This is a genomic window from Pseudoalteromonas sp. MT33b, from assembly GCF_014117385.1.
GTDB classification, from domain to species: Bacteria; Pseudomonadota; Gammaproteobacteria; order Enterobacterales; family Alteromonadaceae; genus Pseudoalteromonas; species Pseudoalteromonas lipolytica.
This window is the reverse complement of sequence record NZ_CP059831.1, coordinates 3,029,314-3,045,504: the sequence shown is the minus strand read 5'-3', so window position 1 is coordinate 3,045,504 and position 16,191 is coordinate 3,029,314. Positions and strand designations below refer to the sequence as shown.

Below are 16,191 nucleotides of genomic sequence, written 5' to 3'. Positions count from 1 at the left end.
TATGGATATTCATGAAGCATTGCTGAAAATTGAGAGCTTTAAAAGCGACTCGTTAAAAAACAAATTATCTCGTCTTGAAGGACTTAGCGTTGGAATGAGTGATAGTGATGCCACTCGTTTTTGTGAAGAACAAGGTCTCGATTTGGAGCTAATGTTGTCGGCTCGTCGAATAAAAGCTGCCGCAGCGCAAATTGACGAAGTAATACATTCTGTTGGCATTCTACAATCGCTCCCACATATTTTAGAGCACGATGAATTTGTAGAGTATGTTTCTCTTGGTGCTGGTAACACAGGTAAGAAATTTGACCTCGAAACCAATAAACGCATTGCCGAATTTAAGTTTATAGATTGGCAACCAAAATCGAATACCATCCGTGAAAATGGCATTTTTAAAGATTTTTATGGTCTAGCGGAACATCAAACTCATAAGAAAAAAGAGCTTTATGTTATTGGAACACACCATGTTCAAAAGTTCCTAAATAGTGGACGAGCTTTGAGTAGTATTTTGAGCAAGCAACCCAAGATTTTGTCAGAAATTGTTCATCAATATGGTGATGATGTTCAGGTTGCGCGTGACTATTTCGAACTTCACAGTAATAGCGTTACCATTTGTGATGTATCAAGCATCATCGCATTAATAGATTCAGGGGATGCTAATGCCTGTATTTAATTACGGCACAACCCAAATAGAGTGGTGGTTTAAGAAAGACAATAAGCTGAAAAATCACTACATAACGGTGGAGCGCAATAAAGCTGTTTTGCTCAGAGGCCCTGATGTTGATGAGCAGCAACAACATGAACTCATAAAGCAAAGAGCGAGATGGATTAAGCAAAAACTCGCTGAAGTTAATCAACCTATAAAGGATGAAATTGTTACAGGAAGCAGAGCTGTCTATCGAGGACGTTCATATTACTGTGAGGTGATTTATGATGAGTCTGTTAAACGCTTAGAAATTACCTTTAACCATAGTAAGTTTTCTATTCGTACACCTAAAAAAGGTTCGATTCCGCTTTCAGAATTTAAGCCTGAACTTGAACGTTTTTACGCGCAAAAAGCTTCTCAAAAATTGGCCGCTAGAATCAACTATTGGCAGAAAGAAACTGGCCTGGAAGCCCTTACCTTTAATATTAAAAAGCTTAAGAGCAGATGGGGTAACTGCACAGAAAACAATGTAATCGAACTGAACCCTAAAATAATGGAATTTTCGGGAAAAGTGATTGATTACATTATCATCCATGAGCTTTGCCACACAGTTGAGAAAAAACACAATAAAGAGTTTTGGAACCTAGTTTCGAGTCACTTACCTGATTGGAAAAAATACCATGAGGAAGTCGAACAAGCTGGGAAAATGGAATTGTAAATAAGGAGGAAAAATTGAGGACTATAGGAATAAGGGTTTCCCCTTCAGAAGTTACATTTAGCATCTACGATACAAATGAAAATGCCATTATTAATATTGAAGAAATTGCTATTCCAAATGCACTGAGTATGCCGGAAAAGCTTAAATATGTGCGCTGTAATATATTGGATATTCTTCGAGAATATGATGTAGAGAAGGCTGGAGTAAGGCTTTCAGAGCCATCGGCTAGATCAATTAATATTGATCGTGTTCAAATTGAAGGAGTGATCCAAGAAGCTTTTGCAAGCAGTGCTTTAAATAACTATTACTATGGGGCCATAAGCACCATTGCCGCCAAAAATAATATCGAAAGAGGAAGAATAAAACCCTTGGTAAGAGGGCAAGAGAATTACGAAATTATTGAGAATTGGCATGAGCTAACAGAGAAAGAAAGGGAAGCGGTTTTAACTGCTACAGGAGCAATGAATGCTTAATATTAATACCGTAGCTGAGATTGAATTTGAACTTCGAGAGGAAATAGGTCAAGAAGGTCGAAACTCACAAGTATTTAGGAGTTATGATCAGGCACTAGACGCTGAACTTGTAGTTAAACGGGTGCCCAAAAATAGCGTCGGTGATGCCAATGCACTTTTTAATGAAGCAAGGACTCTTTACAAGAGTTCTCACCCATATGTCGTCCCTATTAACTATGCTTGCCAAGATAACGATTTTATATACTTGGCTATGCCTTATTTCCCAAATGGTTCGTTAGCTCAACTTATGAGTCAACGCTTTCTAACTGTAAGAGAAATAATCAGATTTGTATGTCAGTTTGTTAGTGGACTTCATAATATTCACTCTAAGGGACTTATTCACTTTGATGTAAAACCTGACAATATATTGCTAAGCCATAGAGGTGAAGCTCTTCTTTCAGATTTTGGGCTTGCAAAACACACTAACTCTTTAGGGTTAGCAACACCCAATCAGATGTATGTAAAACAACTACCTCCAGAGTGTTTTGCAGCAAATGAATATACAACTGCATTTGATGTCTATCAGGTAGGGTTAACTCTTTACAGGATGTGTGTTGGTAGCGAAATATTTAATCAGCAGTTTATGAGTTATGTTGTGGCAGGTAACTTGGATCGCGCTCAATTTGAGGCTGCTTTGAGGAATGAAGCTTTTCCAAATAGAACCGCATACCCAGAGCATATACCTGATAAGATTAAACAAACTATTAGCAAATGTTTGAAGCCATCACCTGATGACAGATTTAAGTCAGTATTGGAAATAACTAACGCCCTTTCATCAATAGATGAAAAACTGTTAGATTGGCAGTTTGAATTGAACGGAAACCAAAAAAAATGGTCGAAAGAGTTCAACGGTGCGATAAAGTACATTACAGTTGAAAATGGAAATTCTACAGCGAAACGCGTACCATCCGCTGGCAGAGAAACGAATATTAACCAATACTGTATTAATAATATAGGAACTAGAGACCTGAAACGGTTCTTCAAAATCTAAATGAAAGATAAAACAACTGTAAACAAGAAAAGTTTTAAAAGTAGATCTTCTTTAACACAGAAGGCTGCCCAGTTGTCGTATGAAGAAAAGTTAAAGTTGTCTAAATCTTCTCGCTCGACATCTGAGTGCGATTTAGAAGTAGACTCTAACTGGTATGGAGCTTTTGTTTTAAGAAGCTAATTTAGTGTGAATTAAGGACTAGATTGTAATATTCGAGTCTTCACTCAAATATTTCGCTCGCATAGTCTTGAGCTAGTAACTACTAACTTTTTGCTGTCAACCTAGGCGAAATACAGTCTTATACTGGTTTATTATCTCCGCTTTTTATTGGGATTATAAACCAGTATAAGCTTATTCAATGTGTTTCAGCGCACGAGAGTGAGCTTTACTTAATCATTTTTTTTATCCACCGTAATAGTGTTTATTTACACTATTATGTCTGAATTCGTCGTTAATAATGCTTATTTTCACTATTGTGACATTTACCAAATAGCACCTCCAATTTAACTTACTTTCCATATTGTACTTAAAGTGACTAAACTTCTCGAACAAAGAGGCTAAGTAACACATAGCATTTGAGCAAATCGATTTTGGCTACATTGGTTCGAATGAAATGCAGACTTTTACATGAAGAATCTTAGTGCTCGTAATTGTGCTACTTTAGTAATACGAAAGGGGGGGGGTATGCAAATAGTTTACATCGATATGGATGATGTCTTATGTGATTACTCCAAAAGTATCCGTAAGGAAAAACAAAAAGATCCAAATAACAAATTTCCTCAAAGTGTACCAAATTTTTTTAGGAATCTAGAGCCAGTCAAAGGCTCCATTGCAGCTGTTAAACAATTAGTAAATCAGAGAGACTTTGAAGTTTATATATTAACAGCCCCATCCACTAAAAACCCGCTTTCATATACTGAAAAAAGATTCTGGATTGAAGACAAGTTTGGTTATGAAATGACCAAAAACCTAATCATATGTAGCCATAAAGGATTGTTAAAAGGCGATATTTTGATTGATGACCATGTCAGTGGTAGAGGCCAAGAGCATTTTGAAGGTAGGCTGATTCACTTCGGTCAGAAGGAATATCCCGATTGGGATACTCTGTTAAAAAAATTGAATTGTATCGACTCTTAAAAATCTGAGCTAGTAAAGCTAAGAAGCAACATTTAGCTCCTTTTTTATCATGCGTTGACGTCTAAAATAGCTATGTTTAAACAATCAATTTAACTTTAGGGGGCAATAAGTTTCAGGGCAGCCTTGGCAATCCCTACTTCTTAAAGCTCGATATTCAAATTTAGTATGGAGTATTTCACCGTCGTATGATAATCCGATTAAATCTGTTTTTGGCTTGTTTTCTTTCCAAAAACGATCAGGTTCAAATGCGAATGGAATTTGAGCTACAGACTGCAAATCTCTTTGATCTATTGCCTTGTTTCCATAATAGTCATTCGATAGCATCGATTCAGCAGAATTGTACCTATCTATCATTCTTCTGACCTCAGCACCATTTTCACACTCAGAATCTGACCAAGATTTATGATACATATCTTTTACATATTGTAAAAATAGACCGGAAAGGCACGGCGCGTAATACTCACTACACTCATTGTTATCTATCGGTCTTATTTCACTGTTTTCAAAAAAATACGATGCTTGTGACTGATATTCTGTTGGGACTGAGCCACTGAATACAGACATGATAGCTTCAAGCTTTTTCTTCTTTGAGTTTATAGAGTTAATGTTAATTCTTTTTAGTTTTTGATCATGTACTTTGCAGCGGCCACTAAAAATCCATTCATTCTTTAAATAAGAAACTCCGAAGTCATATATTTGCTCTTTTAGACACTCTTCACAGAATTGTAAATCAGTCACAAAGTTGTGTTGAATTCTAACGATACCGTTGATATCTATATGCGAATCAGAACGTCCATAAAATTGTGCGACTAAGTATGAAGTTGTGTAAGGATGGAAAAAGCTAGGTTGATAGCCTAGTCCAATCAATGTTTCCTCTGCCTTTTGAATTAATAGTTTACTTGTGCCTTGATGAAAAAAATTCTGAATCCCTTCTATATTTGGTGCTGTTGGAAAAATTTTAAAACCTTTTTTAAAATTTATCGCACCATCAAAAGCATCCCATTTATTAGTAAGATGTAGGCTTTTTAAAAAAAGTGTTCTCAACATATAGCTCAACAACGATTCATCATCAAATGCTTGCAAACTATTCCCTTTAAGAAACTTCGAAAATTAACTTTACCGTATATTAAAGGCTTCTCTCTGTCCAACGACCCTTGACGAGAAATATTCTTGACACTAATTAAATTGCAAACTATTTTGTCTTTATTGCAAACTATTTTGTTTCTGGATAGATGATAGACTCTAGTCGCTCTGCTTTGCGCCAATTCCGCTTTTGCTTATGAGTTGGGCTTAGTGTGTGCGAAGTGCTTTAAATGTGCAGTTGTATAAAACGACCTACGGTGAATAACTTGTTCATTGCCGTTATGTGAACTCGCTTACACCGCTACTTCAACACAGTTTCGGCCATTGTTTTTTGCTTTATAAAGGGCTTTGTCGGCAATTGATAGGGTTTCTTTTATTGTGGTTGAGGCATGGGCAACGCTGTGAACGCCTAGGCTTACGGTAAACTTTACGGCTTGAGCATCATTGCTTTTGATGCGGGTGTTTGCTGCTTTTTCGCGGATGCGCTCGGCCACGGCTTTGGCGTCGTGTAGGCTGCAATGCAGTAAAAGTACAAATTCTTCACCGCCGTAGCGGCAGGCTATATCGTCTTTTCGTTGTTGTGTAGTGAGTATGTTTGCAAACTCAATAATGACTTTATCGCCAATATCATGGCCATAAGTGTCGTTAATGGCTTTAAAATGGTCGAGATCGGCGATGATCAGCGTTAACTCTTGATGATTGCTTGCCATTGTAGCAATGAGCTCTTCACTTTTTCTATCAAAGTAGCGTCGATTATACAGGCCTGTCATTGGGTCGGTATCGACAAGGCGCGTTAATTCTTTTTGCTGTGCTTTGATTTTTTCGAGCGTTTTTATACGGTAAGACAATATAAACGCCATCATTAATGCTTCGAGTAAAATACCTATGCCGACGCCATGACTGTTTATCACGTTTGCGTCGGTGATACCTTTGTAATAAAGCACGGCCAGCATATTGAATATAACGAACAGTGAATGGCCAAGTAAAAAATATTTGGCGAGTGAATCCCCTTTTCGCCACAGTGAAATAGAGACACCAAAGGTGACGGTCATCATCATTGCGGCAAGGGTGCTGGCTGGTTTTAGTGCGCCAACGACATCGAATAAACTGTAGATAAAGTCGCCAACCAGTAATACGAGAATGAGCGACAGGGCTATATGCTCTTTTGGGTAATGCTTTTTAGTTTCGAAAATTAGCATCACAAAAATTACTAAAAAGCTGGGCATACTGAGCAAACTAGAATTAAGTTGCAGTACTTCAGCACTAAAAATGCCAAAAAAGTTAGCAGCTACGCCATACGAAAGCGCCACCCATACCGTGCCCGATATTAAATACAGGGCGTAAACAATATTTTCTATTTTACGTGCCGATAAGTACAAGAAAAAGTTATAGATCATCAGCGCTAGCATCATGCCAACCAGTAATGCAATGTAGTTGCCGTTGCCAACTAGGGCGCGTTTTGAATGCTCTTCATTATAAATATTTAGAGCAAACCATTGATGCGAAAAAGTAACGCTTTTTACATAAATGGTTTTTTGCTGCTGTGGGGCAATATAGAACGAAAACACAGCACTGCCGCCGAACATATTGGCTTTTGGACCCGATGTATCTAGTTGAATTTCAGATTGATTAATGAGTTGCCCATTGTGGGTTTCGTAAAATCCTACCTCTTCTAGATGGTAAGCATCGGGGTTGTGAATAAATAAACGTAAGGTATCGCTGTCGTTGTTTTTGACGGTTATTTTTGACCACGTTGTTTTGGCATTGGTGCCCAGAGTGAGCTCATTTTTACTGGCTGTGAATGTTTGATTTTGTATTTGCGACAGTGTCATTTTTCCTGTTTTATCAATAAAATAACTCATATCGAAACGTGTTAAGTTAACCTGTTCATTGTTGAGTGATATAACAGAGTCAACGGATGTGGTAGGGCTATTTTGTGCAAAGGCAAAGAAGGAGTGACTGATAAAAAATAGTAATAATAAACGTGCGATCATCCTTGGTGCCTATGGCTAAATTGTTTAGTAATAAAGTGTTATTTTTAACGTAATCAGCTGCATTGTCGAGCGAATTTTATCCAAAATAAAAAAAGCCGCTGTAAAAGCGGCTTAATGGGTTGCGAAAAATGAATACCAACGCGCAATAATACTGAATTAAGCGAGTTGGTATTGGTATTAACGTAGGTCGAATCTGTCTAGCGTCATTACTTTAGTCCATGCTGCAACGAAGTCGTCAACAAACTTTTGTTTAGCATCGTCAGATGCATACACTTCAGCAATAGAGCGCAGCTCTGAGTTAGACCCAAAGATTAAGTCTACCGGTGTTGCTGTCCACTTAAGCTTGCCTGACTGACGGTCACGGCCTTCGTAAACACCTTCTTCAGATGACTTAGACCACTTCGTTGACATATCGAGTAGGTTAACGAAGAAATCGTTGCTTAATGTGCCAGGTTTTTTCGTGAATACACCGTGTTGTGTTTGGTTAGTATTAGCGTTAAGGGCACGCATACCACCTAGTAGTGCTGTCATTTCTGGCACCGATAAGCTTAGTAAATCAGCACGCTCAACTAACATTTCAGCAGGTGATTTCCATGCTGAGCTGTAGTAGTTACGGAACGCGTCTGCCGTAGGCTCAAGTACTTCAAACGATTCAACGTCAGTCATTTCGAGCGATGCGTCCATACGACCTGGCTTGAATGGTACTGCAATAGAAAAACCTGCATCACTTGCTGCTTTTTCGATAGCAGCCGCGCCACCCAGAACAATCATATCTGCCAGTGAAATTTCTTTTCCACCTGCTGCATTTTTATTGAACTTAGTTTGGATTTTCTCAAGCTTGCTCAGCACATTTGCCACTTCTTTCGGGTTGTTTACTGGCCAATCTTTTTGTGGAGCAAAACGAATACGTGCCCCATTTGCACCACCACGCATGTCAGTATCGCGGTAGCTTGCTGCTGATGCCCACGCCACACGTACCAGTTCAGATACAGATAAACCCGAATCTAAAATGCTTGCTTTAAGTGACGCGATGTCTTTGCTATCAACTAGCTTGTGGTCAACTTCAGGAATGTAATCTTGCCAAATTAGCACTTCTTCTGGCACTAAGTCACCTAAGTAACGAGCGCGTGGGCCCATGTCACGGTGGTTTAGCTTGAACCATGCTTTAGCGAACGCTAGTTCGAACTCTTTCGGGTCGTTTAAGAAACGCTCTGAAATTTTACGAAACGCGGGATCTGCCTTTAACGCGATATCAGTTGTGAACATGATAGGCGCATGACGCTTACCTTTAATGTGCGCATCTGGCACTAGGTTAGACGCTTGACCATTTTCTGGGATCCATTGTGTTGCGCCTGCTGGGCTTTTTGTTTTAACCCACTCAAATGCAAATAAGTTTTGTAAGTAGTTGATTGACCATTGCGTTGGCGTCACGGTCCATGCGCCTTCAAGACCTGAAGTAACAGTATCTTCTGAGTGACCTTTACCGCACTTGTTTTTCCAACCTAAACCTTGCTCTTCGATAGCGGCTGCGGCGGGTTCTTTGTCTAAACAAGTCGCTTTTTTCGCACCGTGTGCTTTACCAAAACTGTGACCACCTGCGATAAGTGCAACGATTTCTTCATCGTTCATTGCCATACGACCAAACGATAAGCGAATATCATCAGCTGCAAGAAGTGGGTCTGGGTTGCCATGTGGACCTTCTGGATTCACATAGATTAAACCCATTTCAACCGCCGCTAATGGGCCTTTTAGTTTGCCTTTTTTGTCACGGCGCTCGTCAGTTAACATTTTGCCTTCAGGGCCCCAGTAAACGTAATCTGGCTCCCAATCGTCTTCACGACCACCGGCATAGCCGAAGGTTTTGAAACCCATTGATTCAAGTGCCACGTTACCTGTTAGCGCCATTAAATCTGCCCATGAGATGCTGCGACCGTATTTTTGTTTAATAGGCCAAAGTAAGCGACGCGCTTTGTCTAAGTTGGCGTTATCTGGCCAGCTGTTTAGTGGGTCGAAACGTTGTTGACCACCGCCAGCGCCACCACGGCCATCGAATGTACGGTAAGTACCTGATGCGTGCCACGCCATACGAATGAAGAATGGACCATAGTGACCGTAGTCGGCAGGCCACCAGTCTTGAGAGTCAGTCAGCACTTTTTCAATATCGGCTTTCACTGCATTAAGGTCTAACTTTAAAAATTCTTTTTTGTAGTCAAAGTAAGGACCCATTGGGTTTGATTCAGCGCCGTGTGCGCGCAGTTGACTTAAGTCGAGTTGCTCTGGCCACCAAAATTGATTTGATTTGATGTCGTTAGTGGCGTGTACATTTGTTGCGATGAGTAATGAAACAGCAACAGCGACTTTTGAAAATGCTGAGGTTGATTTTTTTAACATTGTGTTGTCTCCAGTTGGAAGTTGCGTGAAATATAGAGCTGTTCTGGTTAACTTTCCACTTACAAACTGGGGTTTAAATCGATTGATAAAATCGAAAAAATAGATGGAATGATTGATTTTATAGAACAAAGCCAGCAACAATGCTGGCTCTGGAAGGGGGAAGATAAGCTGATATTCAGCTTATTGTTTATTCTTCAATAAAGGGTACGCCGTTTTTGATCCACTCAGCGGCGGGTTTACCTTTTAGATAATGGTCAAAGTATTCCATCATGCGAATTGAAAAATCCACCTGATTAGGGAATTTCTTCAAGTGATGTGGCTCGCCTTCATACTGTAAGAACGTAGCATCTTTACCTGCACGACGCAGTGCCAAATAGTACTGTACGCCTTCGTGCCAGGGCACGGCGTCATCTTTGTCACCAAACATAATTAAAATAGGTGTGTTTACTTTATCTGCAAAGAATACCGGTGAGTTCTCGATGTAAAGTTCAGGTGCTTCAAATAATGTTTTACCAATGCGGCTTTGCCCCGTTTCGTATTGGAACTGACGCGCAAGACCTGATTTTAAGCGAATACCGCTGTAAGCACTGGTCATGTTAGATACAGGTGCACCCGATACAACCGCCTTAAACATATCTGTTTGGGTGATCATAAAGGCGCTTTGGTAGCCTGCCCATGAGTGACCTTGTAAACCAATTTTATTAGGATCGGCAATGCCTAAATCAATCAGTTTTTGAGTCGCGTTGATCATGGTTTGAGTCGATGATTTACCTGGGTGACCAATTTCAAAGCGGATATCCGGTAAGAAAATGGCGTAACCATTCGAAGTAAACATAGGGAAGTTAGGGCGATGATTTAACTCCATTTTCGGGAAGTCATACATGCGCTGGCTCATATAGCGATAGAAGTACACAACGACGGGCACTTTGTCGCCTTTTTTGTAGCCTGCCGGCTTGATTAGAACACCTTGTAAGTCTTCACCATCAAAGCCTTTATAGCTAATAAGTTCAGGTTTTTCGCCCCAAGCAAAGTTGCTAATTTGCGGGTTTAGGTTCGTCACACGCTGTGGGTTTTTGAAGCTAAAATCTGCTTGGTAGTAATCAGGGAATTGTTGGTACGTTTGCGCAGTAAAGAGGTATTTGTCGGCATTTTTAGCTTTTTTCACCACATCATAGCGCTTTTTACCCGACAGTACTTTGCTTACTTTATTGCTTGTTAAGTCAAGCTTAGCGATTTCGGTTTGCTTATCTTGTAAGTTAGTTGCGCTTAGTAATAATGTGTCGTCTTTAGCAAAGCCAACGTGGTCTTTATCAAGTTTAATAACACGATATTGGGTATTTGTTTCTTTACCTTGTGTTAAGCGCGTTGCCTTTTGTGTTGCGACATCAAAAGCCCAAATATCAAATTTGCTGTAAACCAGTACTTGGCTGCTGTCGTTTAACCAGCCTGCAAAACCATAACCCGGTTGAGGTGATGGGTAGTCATGCTTATCATCGGCAAAAATAGCGTTAATTGCCTTAGATAACGTCGAAACTTTGTTGTTACCTAGGTCTTTTAGCTGAACGTGGCTGTCTTTAAAAAATGCCGCGTATTGACCATTTGGCGCAAGGCTGGGTCTAAAGGGGTAGTCACTGACGATAGGTGTTTGTTTACCTGTTTTAACGTCAACACTGAAGTAATCAGCAAAGAAACCACCATACATAACACGCTCTAAATACGGCAGGTCTGAGTAGCCTAAAAGCGCGTCACGATTAGTGTTAAGTGATACCTCGGGCATATTGGGTGTACTTAATTGTACAACCTGTTTACCGTTTACGTGGTAAACCGCTTGGTAGTGACGAAGTTTGTTAGCCTCATTCCACTGTTGTTCTTCACGAGGTTTAATTTCAACGTCTTTATTGTGCCAAACATTTAAGCCTTTATGGTCGCGAATTGTATCGAAATCATATAAAGAGGCTTCGTCTGTATACTCTTTGGCTTTTACTTTATCAGCCAGTTTTGGGTGATTCTCGAAATATAGACGCTTACCGTCTTCAGACCATGTGAGTGAGGCTGTTTTACCGATAGTCCAGCTGCTATCTGCAGAGTTAATGGTTGATAGAGCCCCGTTTTCTAAAAGCTGTAAGCTGTGGTCGCGACGTCTTGTATCATCGTTTACATAATTACCCACTAAAAGCGCTGCGGTATTGCTGTTAGGTTGCCATGCAATTTTGTTTGCAACCACACCTGGCTCATCAATTAATACACTGGTATTAAAACTATTTGTTAAGTCGACTAATACGATTTGGTTGTCGGCACCATCACTAAAGCTTTGGCTTACTAATAATTGCTCGCCAGTGCTGCTAATCGCATAGCTAAATACATTATTTATAGTGTGAGTGGTTTTGTCTTGAAGGTTAACAAGCACTAAATCAAAGCGTTTATCTTTTTTGTCTGGCTTGATTTCGCTGCTGTTTTCGTCTTTTTCTTGGTCGTCTTTGGTCTCAGTTTTATCTGCTTTTTGATCAAGACGGTAAGCAAGCCATACGCCATCATCTGATAACGCATAATCTTTTACATCGTTAAACGTTTGTTGTTCACCGTCTTTAGTATTCACTAAAACTAGGTTGTTTTTTAGCTCATCTTTTTTCTTGGTGGTTTCTTTTTCAAGTAGGGTTGGTACTTGTGTAAACGCGACCCAGTTTGCTGCTTTATTAATAGTAGGGCGCGTACCGCGTTCAACGGTGCTTAGTAAGGCATTGTTATTAAGCGTGTATACTTGGCCTTGTGCATTGCCGCGATAAGGGTCTGCACTCAAGGTTAAGATACGACCATCTTCAGACAGTTGTGTGCCTTTTGCGTATTTAAAATCAAACACGTCTTTAAATTGCAGGGCTTCCTTAGCACTGACTTGTGTGCTGCCTAGGCTAGTCACCAAGGCTAAGCTCAAAAGTGATAATTGCGCTTTCATTTACCTTTCTCATTGTTTTTAAGTTTATGCCCCAGTGTAGCGTTTTTAATAAACAATTCGAGTAGATACGATAAGTTGCTAGTTTCCTAAGGTGGGTTAAAGTTATTACTTACGTGAAACGCGCTACGAGAAACGCGCTACGAGAAATGAGCTACGAGGACTCGCTTATGGGGGACACTGAAAAGGTGGGGGATTAAGCGCGATATGACATCGCGCTTATAAAGCTTGTTTTACAACCAGATTTTTTGTAATTCTGGCCATTGCTTTTCAAATTGTGAGCTTGGCTTTGCTTTAAAGTCGCTACGCACGAATTGATTCATCTTACCTTCGACATAGGCAAGTAAGAAATTGGCTAACGTGGTTTCGTCTGATTGAAATGCTTTGCCTTCACGTAGTTTTCGCTCACGCAATACTTGCTTAAATTGTGTTTCAAGCTTTTCGAATAAGCCTTGCACTCGTTCGCGTAAACGCTCTTGCTCACCTTGCAGGGCATCGCCGGTTAATATGCGAGTAATTCCTGGGTTTTTCTCAGCAAAGGCTAACAATAACAGCAAGATATTATAAACACGGGTTTGGCTTTCTTTCTCATTTTCTAATATGAGGTTAATGCGTGATAACAGCGTATCTTCAATAAATTCTATTAGGCCTTCAAACATCCGTGCTTTACTCGGAAAATGACGATATAACGCAGCTTCAGACACGCCCACTTCAGCCGCTAATTTTGCGGTGGTGATACGTTGACCTGGGCTGGTTTCTAACATTTGTGCGAGTGCTTGCAGAATCTGCTCTTTGCGATTACTTCTTTTTGTCGCAGGCATGACCATTCCTTTCTTATAATTTATTACTTGTGCTCAGTAGAGTCAGACAAGCCATTTTTTGTGCAAATGAGGCGCTTATGTTAATGTTTTATTCAGCTTCTTTCCAGCATTTTTACAAACGCTTGGCAAGCTCAGTCATTACGCTCATCGCGAGATCCTTTTTACTACCCATGGCTAAATCTAGCTGCTCATTATGCCAGAACAGTGTTAAAGCATTATGATCAGAATTAAAGCCAAGACCTTCTTTTGACACATCATTCGCGCAGATCATGTCGAGGTTTTTGTTTTTTAATTTACCTTGGGCGTAGCTAGCCACATCTTGCGTTTCTGCTGCAAAGCCAACAGTGTAAGGACGGTTTTTACTAAGCCCTGCCACGTTTGCGATCACATCAGGGTTTTTGACTAAAGTGAGCGTGAGTTCGTCACCTTGTTTTTTCATTTTTTGATCTTGAATTGCGGCTGCGCGGTAATCGGCGACTGCAGCACACCCAATAAAAGCATCAGACTGCACCGCAAGTTCCATCGACGCAGTTAAAAGTTGCTCAGCGCTTTTAATATTGGTGAGCTTTGCATTCGCGGGTGCTGTAATTGCGACGGGCCCTGAAATAAGGTTGACCTTAGCACCTAAAGCAAGCGCTGCTTCTGCAAGGGCATAACCCATTTTGCCTGAACTATGATTCGAAATATAACGCACAGGATCGAGGGCTTCACGCGTGGGGCCAGCGGTAATTGTGATTGTTTTACCTGCCAATAATGGCTCAATGTCTGGTTGTGTACACAGCGCCACTAGTTCATGAGGCTCTAACATTCTTCCGGCACCTACATCACCACAGGCTTGCTCACCTTTACCGGGTCCCCAAATTGCGATGCCGCGATCTTTGAGAGTTCTAAGGTTTGCTTGAGTCGCTGGGTGAGCATACATTTGTTGGTTCATTGCAGGAGCAACCGCTACTTTAGCAGGTGTGGCTAACAATAACGTAGTCAGTAAATCATCGGCAATGCCCATCGCCATTTTCGCTAAGATATTGCTGGTTGCGGGGGCGACTAAAATCAGGTCAGCCCATTTGGCAAATTCAATGTGTCCCATTGCTGCTTCGGCTGCAGGGTCAAGTAATGAATCAGAGACAATTTCTCCACTCACAGCTTGCATTGTCAGTGGTGTTATAAAATGTTTGGCTGAGTCGGTCATGACTACTTTAACGTCGCAGCCGGCGTCTTTTAAACGACGAACAAGTTCTGCACATTTATAGGCTGCAATGCCACCACTCATACCTAACAGGATTTTTTTATTAACTGATTTTGTCATTACGTGAAATTTTACCTTTGTCGATATGGGCTAACGATAGCAAATCTTTGCCGATTGCATGAAGTTTTCTTTTTTAAAGACAGGAAAAAACTGGATTTTATATTACAGTTTAATGACCAAAGTAATGTTTTTAGGGACAAATGATGCCATTAACGGATTTACCATTGGCAGAGAGACCACGTGAGAAGCTGCTTTTACAGGGAGCTAAAGCGCTTTCAGATGCTGAGTTATTAGCGATATTTTTACGTACTGGTGTGCCGGGCATGAACGCGGTTGAGTTGGCTGAGCATCTATTGCGTATAAATAGTACATTGCACAACTTGTTTAATGCCACAGAACATGAGTTTTGTGCACAAAGGGGCCTAGGTGCTGCAAAGTATGTACAATTACAAGCCGTGTTAGAGCTTAGCCGGCGATACATGCTCGAGCAATGTCATAGAGAGGCTGTATTTAATTCGCCTCAGTCGGTGTACGACTACCTAACAATTAAACTACGGGGGTTACAGCAAGAAGTGTTTATGGTGCTGTACTTAGACAGCCAAAACCAGTTGATTAAAGATGAAGTGCTATTTTATGGCACAATTAATGCCGCATCTGTTTATCCTCGCGAAGTGGTTAAAGCCGCATTAAGAAATAATGCAGCGGCACTTATTTTGGCTCATAACCACCCAAGTGGTGTGGCAGAACCCAGTCAAGCCGATAAGTTCATAACGCAAAAATTACAGCAAGCGCTGTCGTTGGTTGACATAAATGTGCTGGATCACATCATTGTGGGCGGTAAAAATTGTGTTTCTTTTGCCGAGCGAGGGCTTATATAAGGCTGTATGCCCGAGAGAGTGTGTTAAAAATGAGCAGTTTAGGCTGTTTTTAGAAATTAGTTTAATTTAAATGCAGTTTTTACTTTCCCTAAGGGCTTTCGATCATTATAATTAGCCGCTATCAAATTTACACATGAGCTGATTGGATAAGATCTGTTACTTGATCTTTGCCTGTATAAGCTGTATAAAGAGCGCCCTTCGATTTATCCCGGGGCACAAATACATGGCCTAAGGGAAAATTAAGCTCGAGCGAAGTTATTGGAGATATATAGACATGTCTAAAGTATGTCAAGTTACAGGTAAGCGTCCAGCGGTTGGTAACCACCGTTCACACGCGAGAAACGCGACTAAACGTCGTTTCCTACCTAACCTACAAACTCACCGTTTTTGGGTTGAAAGTGAAAAACGTTTTGTAACATTACGCACTACGACTAAAGGTATGCGTATTATCGATAAAAAAGGCATCGACGCGGTTCTTACAGAAATCCGTGCTCGTGGCGAAAAAGTTTAAGGAACTGAATCATGCGCGATAAGATCCGTTTAGTTTCAACTGCTGGTACTGGTTTTTTCTACACTACCGACAAGAACAAGCGTAACATGCCTGAAAAAATGGAAATCAAAAAATACGACCCTAAAGCTCGTAAACACGTGATTTTCAAAGAAGCTAAAATCAAGTAATTTTAGTTTTTCAGAATCTCAAAAACCCAGCCTCGGCTGGGTTTTTTGTTTTATGCTTAACTACCTTAGAAAATTAAGCTATTGCAAATATTTATAAGATTGCAACTTGGCTTGCTGTTTTATCTTGCTTAATTATCAATCTAAGCGTAAAA

Annotated in this window: 14 protein-coding genes; 8 read left to right on the top strand and 6 right to left on the bottom strand. The window is 40.4% G+C overall.

Annotated elements, in window-relative coordinates; all coding sequences use genetic code 11:
* Position 1 precedes the first annotated feature (1 nt).
* From H3302_RS13810 to H3302_RS13790, 5 genes are all read left to right on the top strand, one after another.
* Positions 2-670 carry a hypothetical protein gene (locus H3302_RS13810; protein WP_182395556.1) on the top strand — a complete coding sequence of 223 codons (669 nt, stop codon included), beginning with the start codon at positions 2-4 and terminating at the stop codon, positions 668-670.
* Positions 657-1,361, top strand: a complete 705-nt coding sequence (locus H3302_RS13805) for a M48 family metallopeptidase (RefSeq protein WP_182395553.1) — start codon at positions 657-659, stop codon at positions 1,359-1,361. Before H3302_RS13810 ends, H3302_RS13805 begins: the two co-directional genes overlap by 14 nt.
* Positions 1,362-1,375: 14 nt before the next feature.
* Positions 1,376-1,834 (top strand): hypothetical protein, encoded by a 459-nt coding sequence (locus tag H3302_RS13800; RefSeq protein WP_182395550.1) that lies wholly within the window; start codon positions 1,376-1,378, stop codon positions 1,832-1,834.
* Positions 1,827-2,864 (top strand): serine/threonine-protein kinase, encoded by a 1,038-nt coding sequence (locus H3302_RS13795; RefSeq protein ID WP_182395548.1) that lies wholly within the window; start codon positions 1,827-1,829, stop codon positions 2,862-2,864. Before H3302_RS13800 ends, H3302_RS13795 begins: the two co-directional genes overlap by 8 nt.
* A 684-nt stretch (positions 2,865-3,548) precedes the next feature.
* Positions 3,549-4,001: a 5' nucleotidase, NT5C type gene (locus H3302_RS13790; RefSeq protein WP_182395545.1), complete on the top strand. Its 453-nt coding sequence runs from the start codon at positions 3,549-3,551 to the stop codon at positions 3,999-4,001.
* 84 nt (positions 4,002-4,085) lie between these two features.
* On the opposite strand, the gene H3302_RS13785 is transcribed toward H3302_RS13790, so the two are convergent.
* From H3302_RS13785 to coaBC, 6 genes are all read right to left on the bottom strand, one after another.
* Positions 4,086-5,084: a hypothetical protein gene (locus tag H3302_RS13785; protein WP_182395543.1), complete on the bottom strand. Its 999-nt coding sequence runs from the start codon at positions 5,082-5,084 to the stop codon at positions 4,086-4,088.
* 293 nt (positions 5,085-5,377) lie between these two features.
* Entirely contained in the window at positions 5,378-7,078 is a 1,701-nt protein-coding gene (locus H3302_RS13780; protein WP_182395541.1) for a diguanylate cyclase, read from the bottom strand.
* A gap of 177 nt (positions 7,079-7,255) precedes the next feature.
* The gene (gene katG, locus H3302_RS13775) at positions 7,256-9,469 is read right to left on the bottom strand and encodes a catalase/peroxidase HPI (RefSeq protein WP_036973125.1); all 2,214 of its coding nucleotides are present in this window, start codon (positions 9,467-9,469) and stop codon (positions 7,256-7,258) included.
* Positions 9,470-9,656: 187 nt separating this feature from the next.
* On the bottom strand, positions 9,657-12,419 hold the full coding sequence (locus tag H3302_RS13770) for a S9 family peptidase (RefSeq protein WP_182395539.1): 2,763 nt from the start codon (positions 12,417-12,419) through the stop codon (positions 9,657-9,659).
* 230 nt (positions 12,420-12,649) lie between these two features.
* On the bottom strand, positions 12,650-13,237 hold the full coding sequence (gene slmA, locus H3302_RS13765; protein WP_036973120.1) for a nucleoid occlusion factor SlmA: 588 nt from the start codon (positions 13,235-13,237) through the stop codon (positions 12,650-12,652).
* A 112-nt stretch (positions 13,238-13,349) separates the two neighbouring features.
* Positions 13,350-14,543, bottom strand: coding sequence for a bifunctional phosphopantothenoylcysteine decarboxylase/phosphopantothenate--cysteine ligase CoaBC (coaBC, locus tag H3302_RS13760; RefSeq protein ID WP_182395536.1), 1,194 nt, complete (start codon positions 14,541-14,543; stop codon positions 13,350-13,352).
* 143 nt (positions 14,544-14,686) lie between these two features.
* On the opposite strand from coaBC, the gene radC reads away from it, so the two are divergent.
* From radC to rpmG, 3 genes are all read left to right on the top strand, one after another.
* Positions 14,687-15,361: a RadC family protein gene (radC, locus tag H3302_RS13755; protein ID WP_036973117.1), complete on the top strand. Its 675-nt coding sequence runs from the start codon at positions 14,687-14,689 to the stop codon at positions 15,359-15,361.
* 274 nt (positions 15,362-15,635) lie between these two features.
* Positions 15,636-15,872, top strand: a complete 237-nt coding sequence (gene rpmB / locus H3302_RS13750) for a 50S ribosomal protein L28 (RefSeq protein WP_036973115.1) — start codon at positions 15,636-15,638, stop codon at positions 15,870-15,872.
* An 11-nt stretch (positions 15,873-15,883) separates the two neighbouring features.
* Entirely contained in the window at positions 15,884-16,039 is a 156-nt protein-coding gene (gene rpmG / locus H3302_RS13745; RefSeq protein WP_022946036.1) for a 50S ribosomal protein L33, read from the top strand.
* The last annotated feature ends 152 nt before the right edge of the window (positions 16,040-16,191 follow it).

Excerpts from the sequence above, each read along its gene's own strand:
- H3302_RS13810 (WP_182395556.1), top strand. The coding sequence starts at position 2 with ATGGATATTCATGAAGCATTGCTGAAAATTGAGAGCTTTAAAAGCGAC.
- H3302_RS13805 (WP_182395553.1), top strand. The coding sequence starts at position 657 with ATGCCTGTATTTAATTACGGCACAACCCAAATAGAGTGGTGGTTTAAG.
- H3302_RS13795 (WP_182395548.1), top strand. The coding sequence starts at position 1,827 with ATGCTTAATATTAATACCGTAGCTGAGATTGAATTTGAACTTCGAGAG.
- H3302_RS13790 (WP_182395545.1), top strand. The coding sequence starts at position 3,549 with ATGCAAATAGTTTACATCGATATGGATGATGTCTTATGTGATTACTCC.
- H3302_RS13780 (WP_182395541.1), bottom strand. The coding sequence starts at position 7,078 with ATGATCGCACGTTTATTATTACTATTTTTTATCAGTCACTCCTTCTTT.
- katG (WP_036973125.1), bottom strand. The coding sequence starts at position 9,469 with ATGTTAAAAAAATCAACCTCAGCATTTTCAAAAGTCGCTGTTGCTGTT.
- H3302_RS13770 (WP_182395539.1), bottom strand. The coding sequence starts at position 12,419 with ATGAAAGCGCAATTATCACTTTTGAGCTTAGCCTTGGTGACTAGCCTA.
- slmA (WP_036973120.1), bottom strand. The coding sequence starts at position 13,237 with ATGCCTGCGACAAAAAGAAGTAATCGCAAAGAGCAGATTCTGCAAGCA.
- coaBC (WP_182395536.1), bottom strand. The coding sequence starts at position 14,543 with ATGACAAAATCAGTTAATAAAAAAATCCTGTTAGGTATGAGTGGTGGC.
- radC (WP_036973117.1), top strand. The coding sequence starts at position 14,687 with ATGCCATTAACGGATTTACCATTGGCAGAGAGACCACGTGAGAAGCTG.
- rpmB (WP_036973115.1), top strand. The coding sequence starts at position 15,636 with ATGTCTAAAGTATGTCAAGTTACAGGTAAGCGTCCAGCGGTTGGTAAC.
- rpmG (WP_022946036.1), top strand. The coding sequence starts at position 15,884 with ATGCGCGATAAGATCCGTTTAGTTTCAACTGCTGGTACTGGTTTTTTC.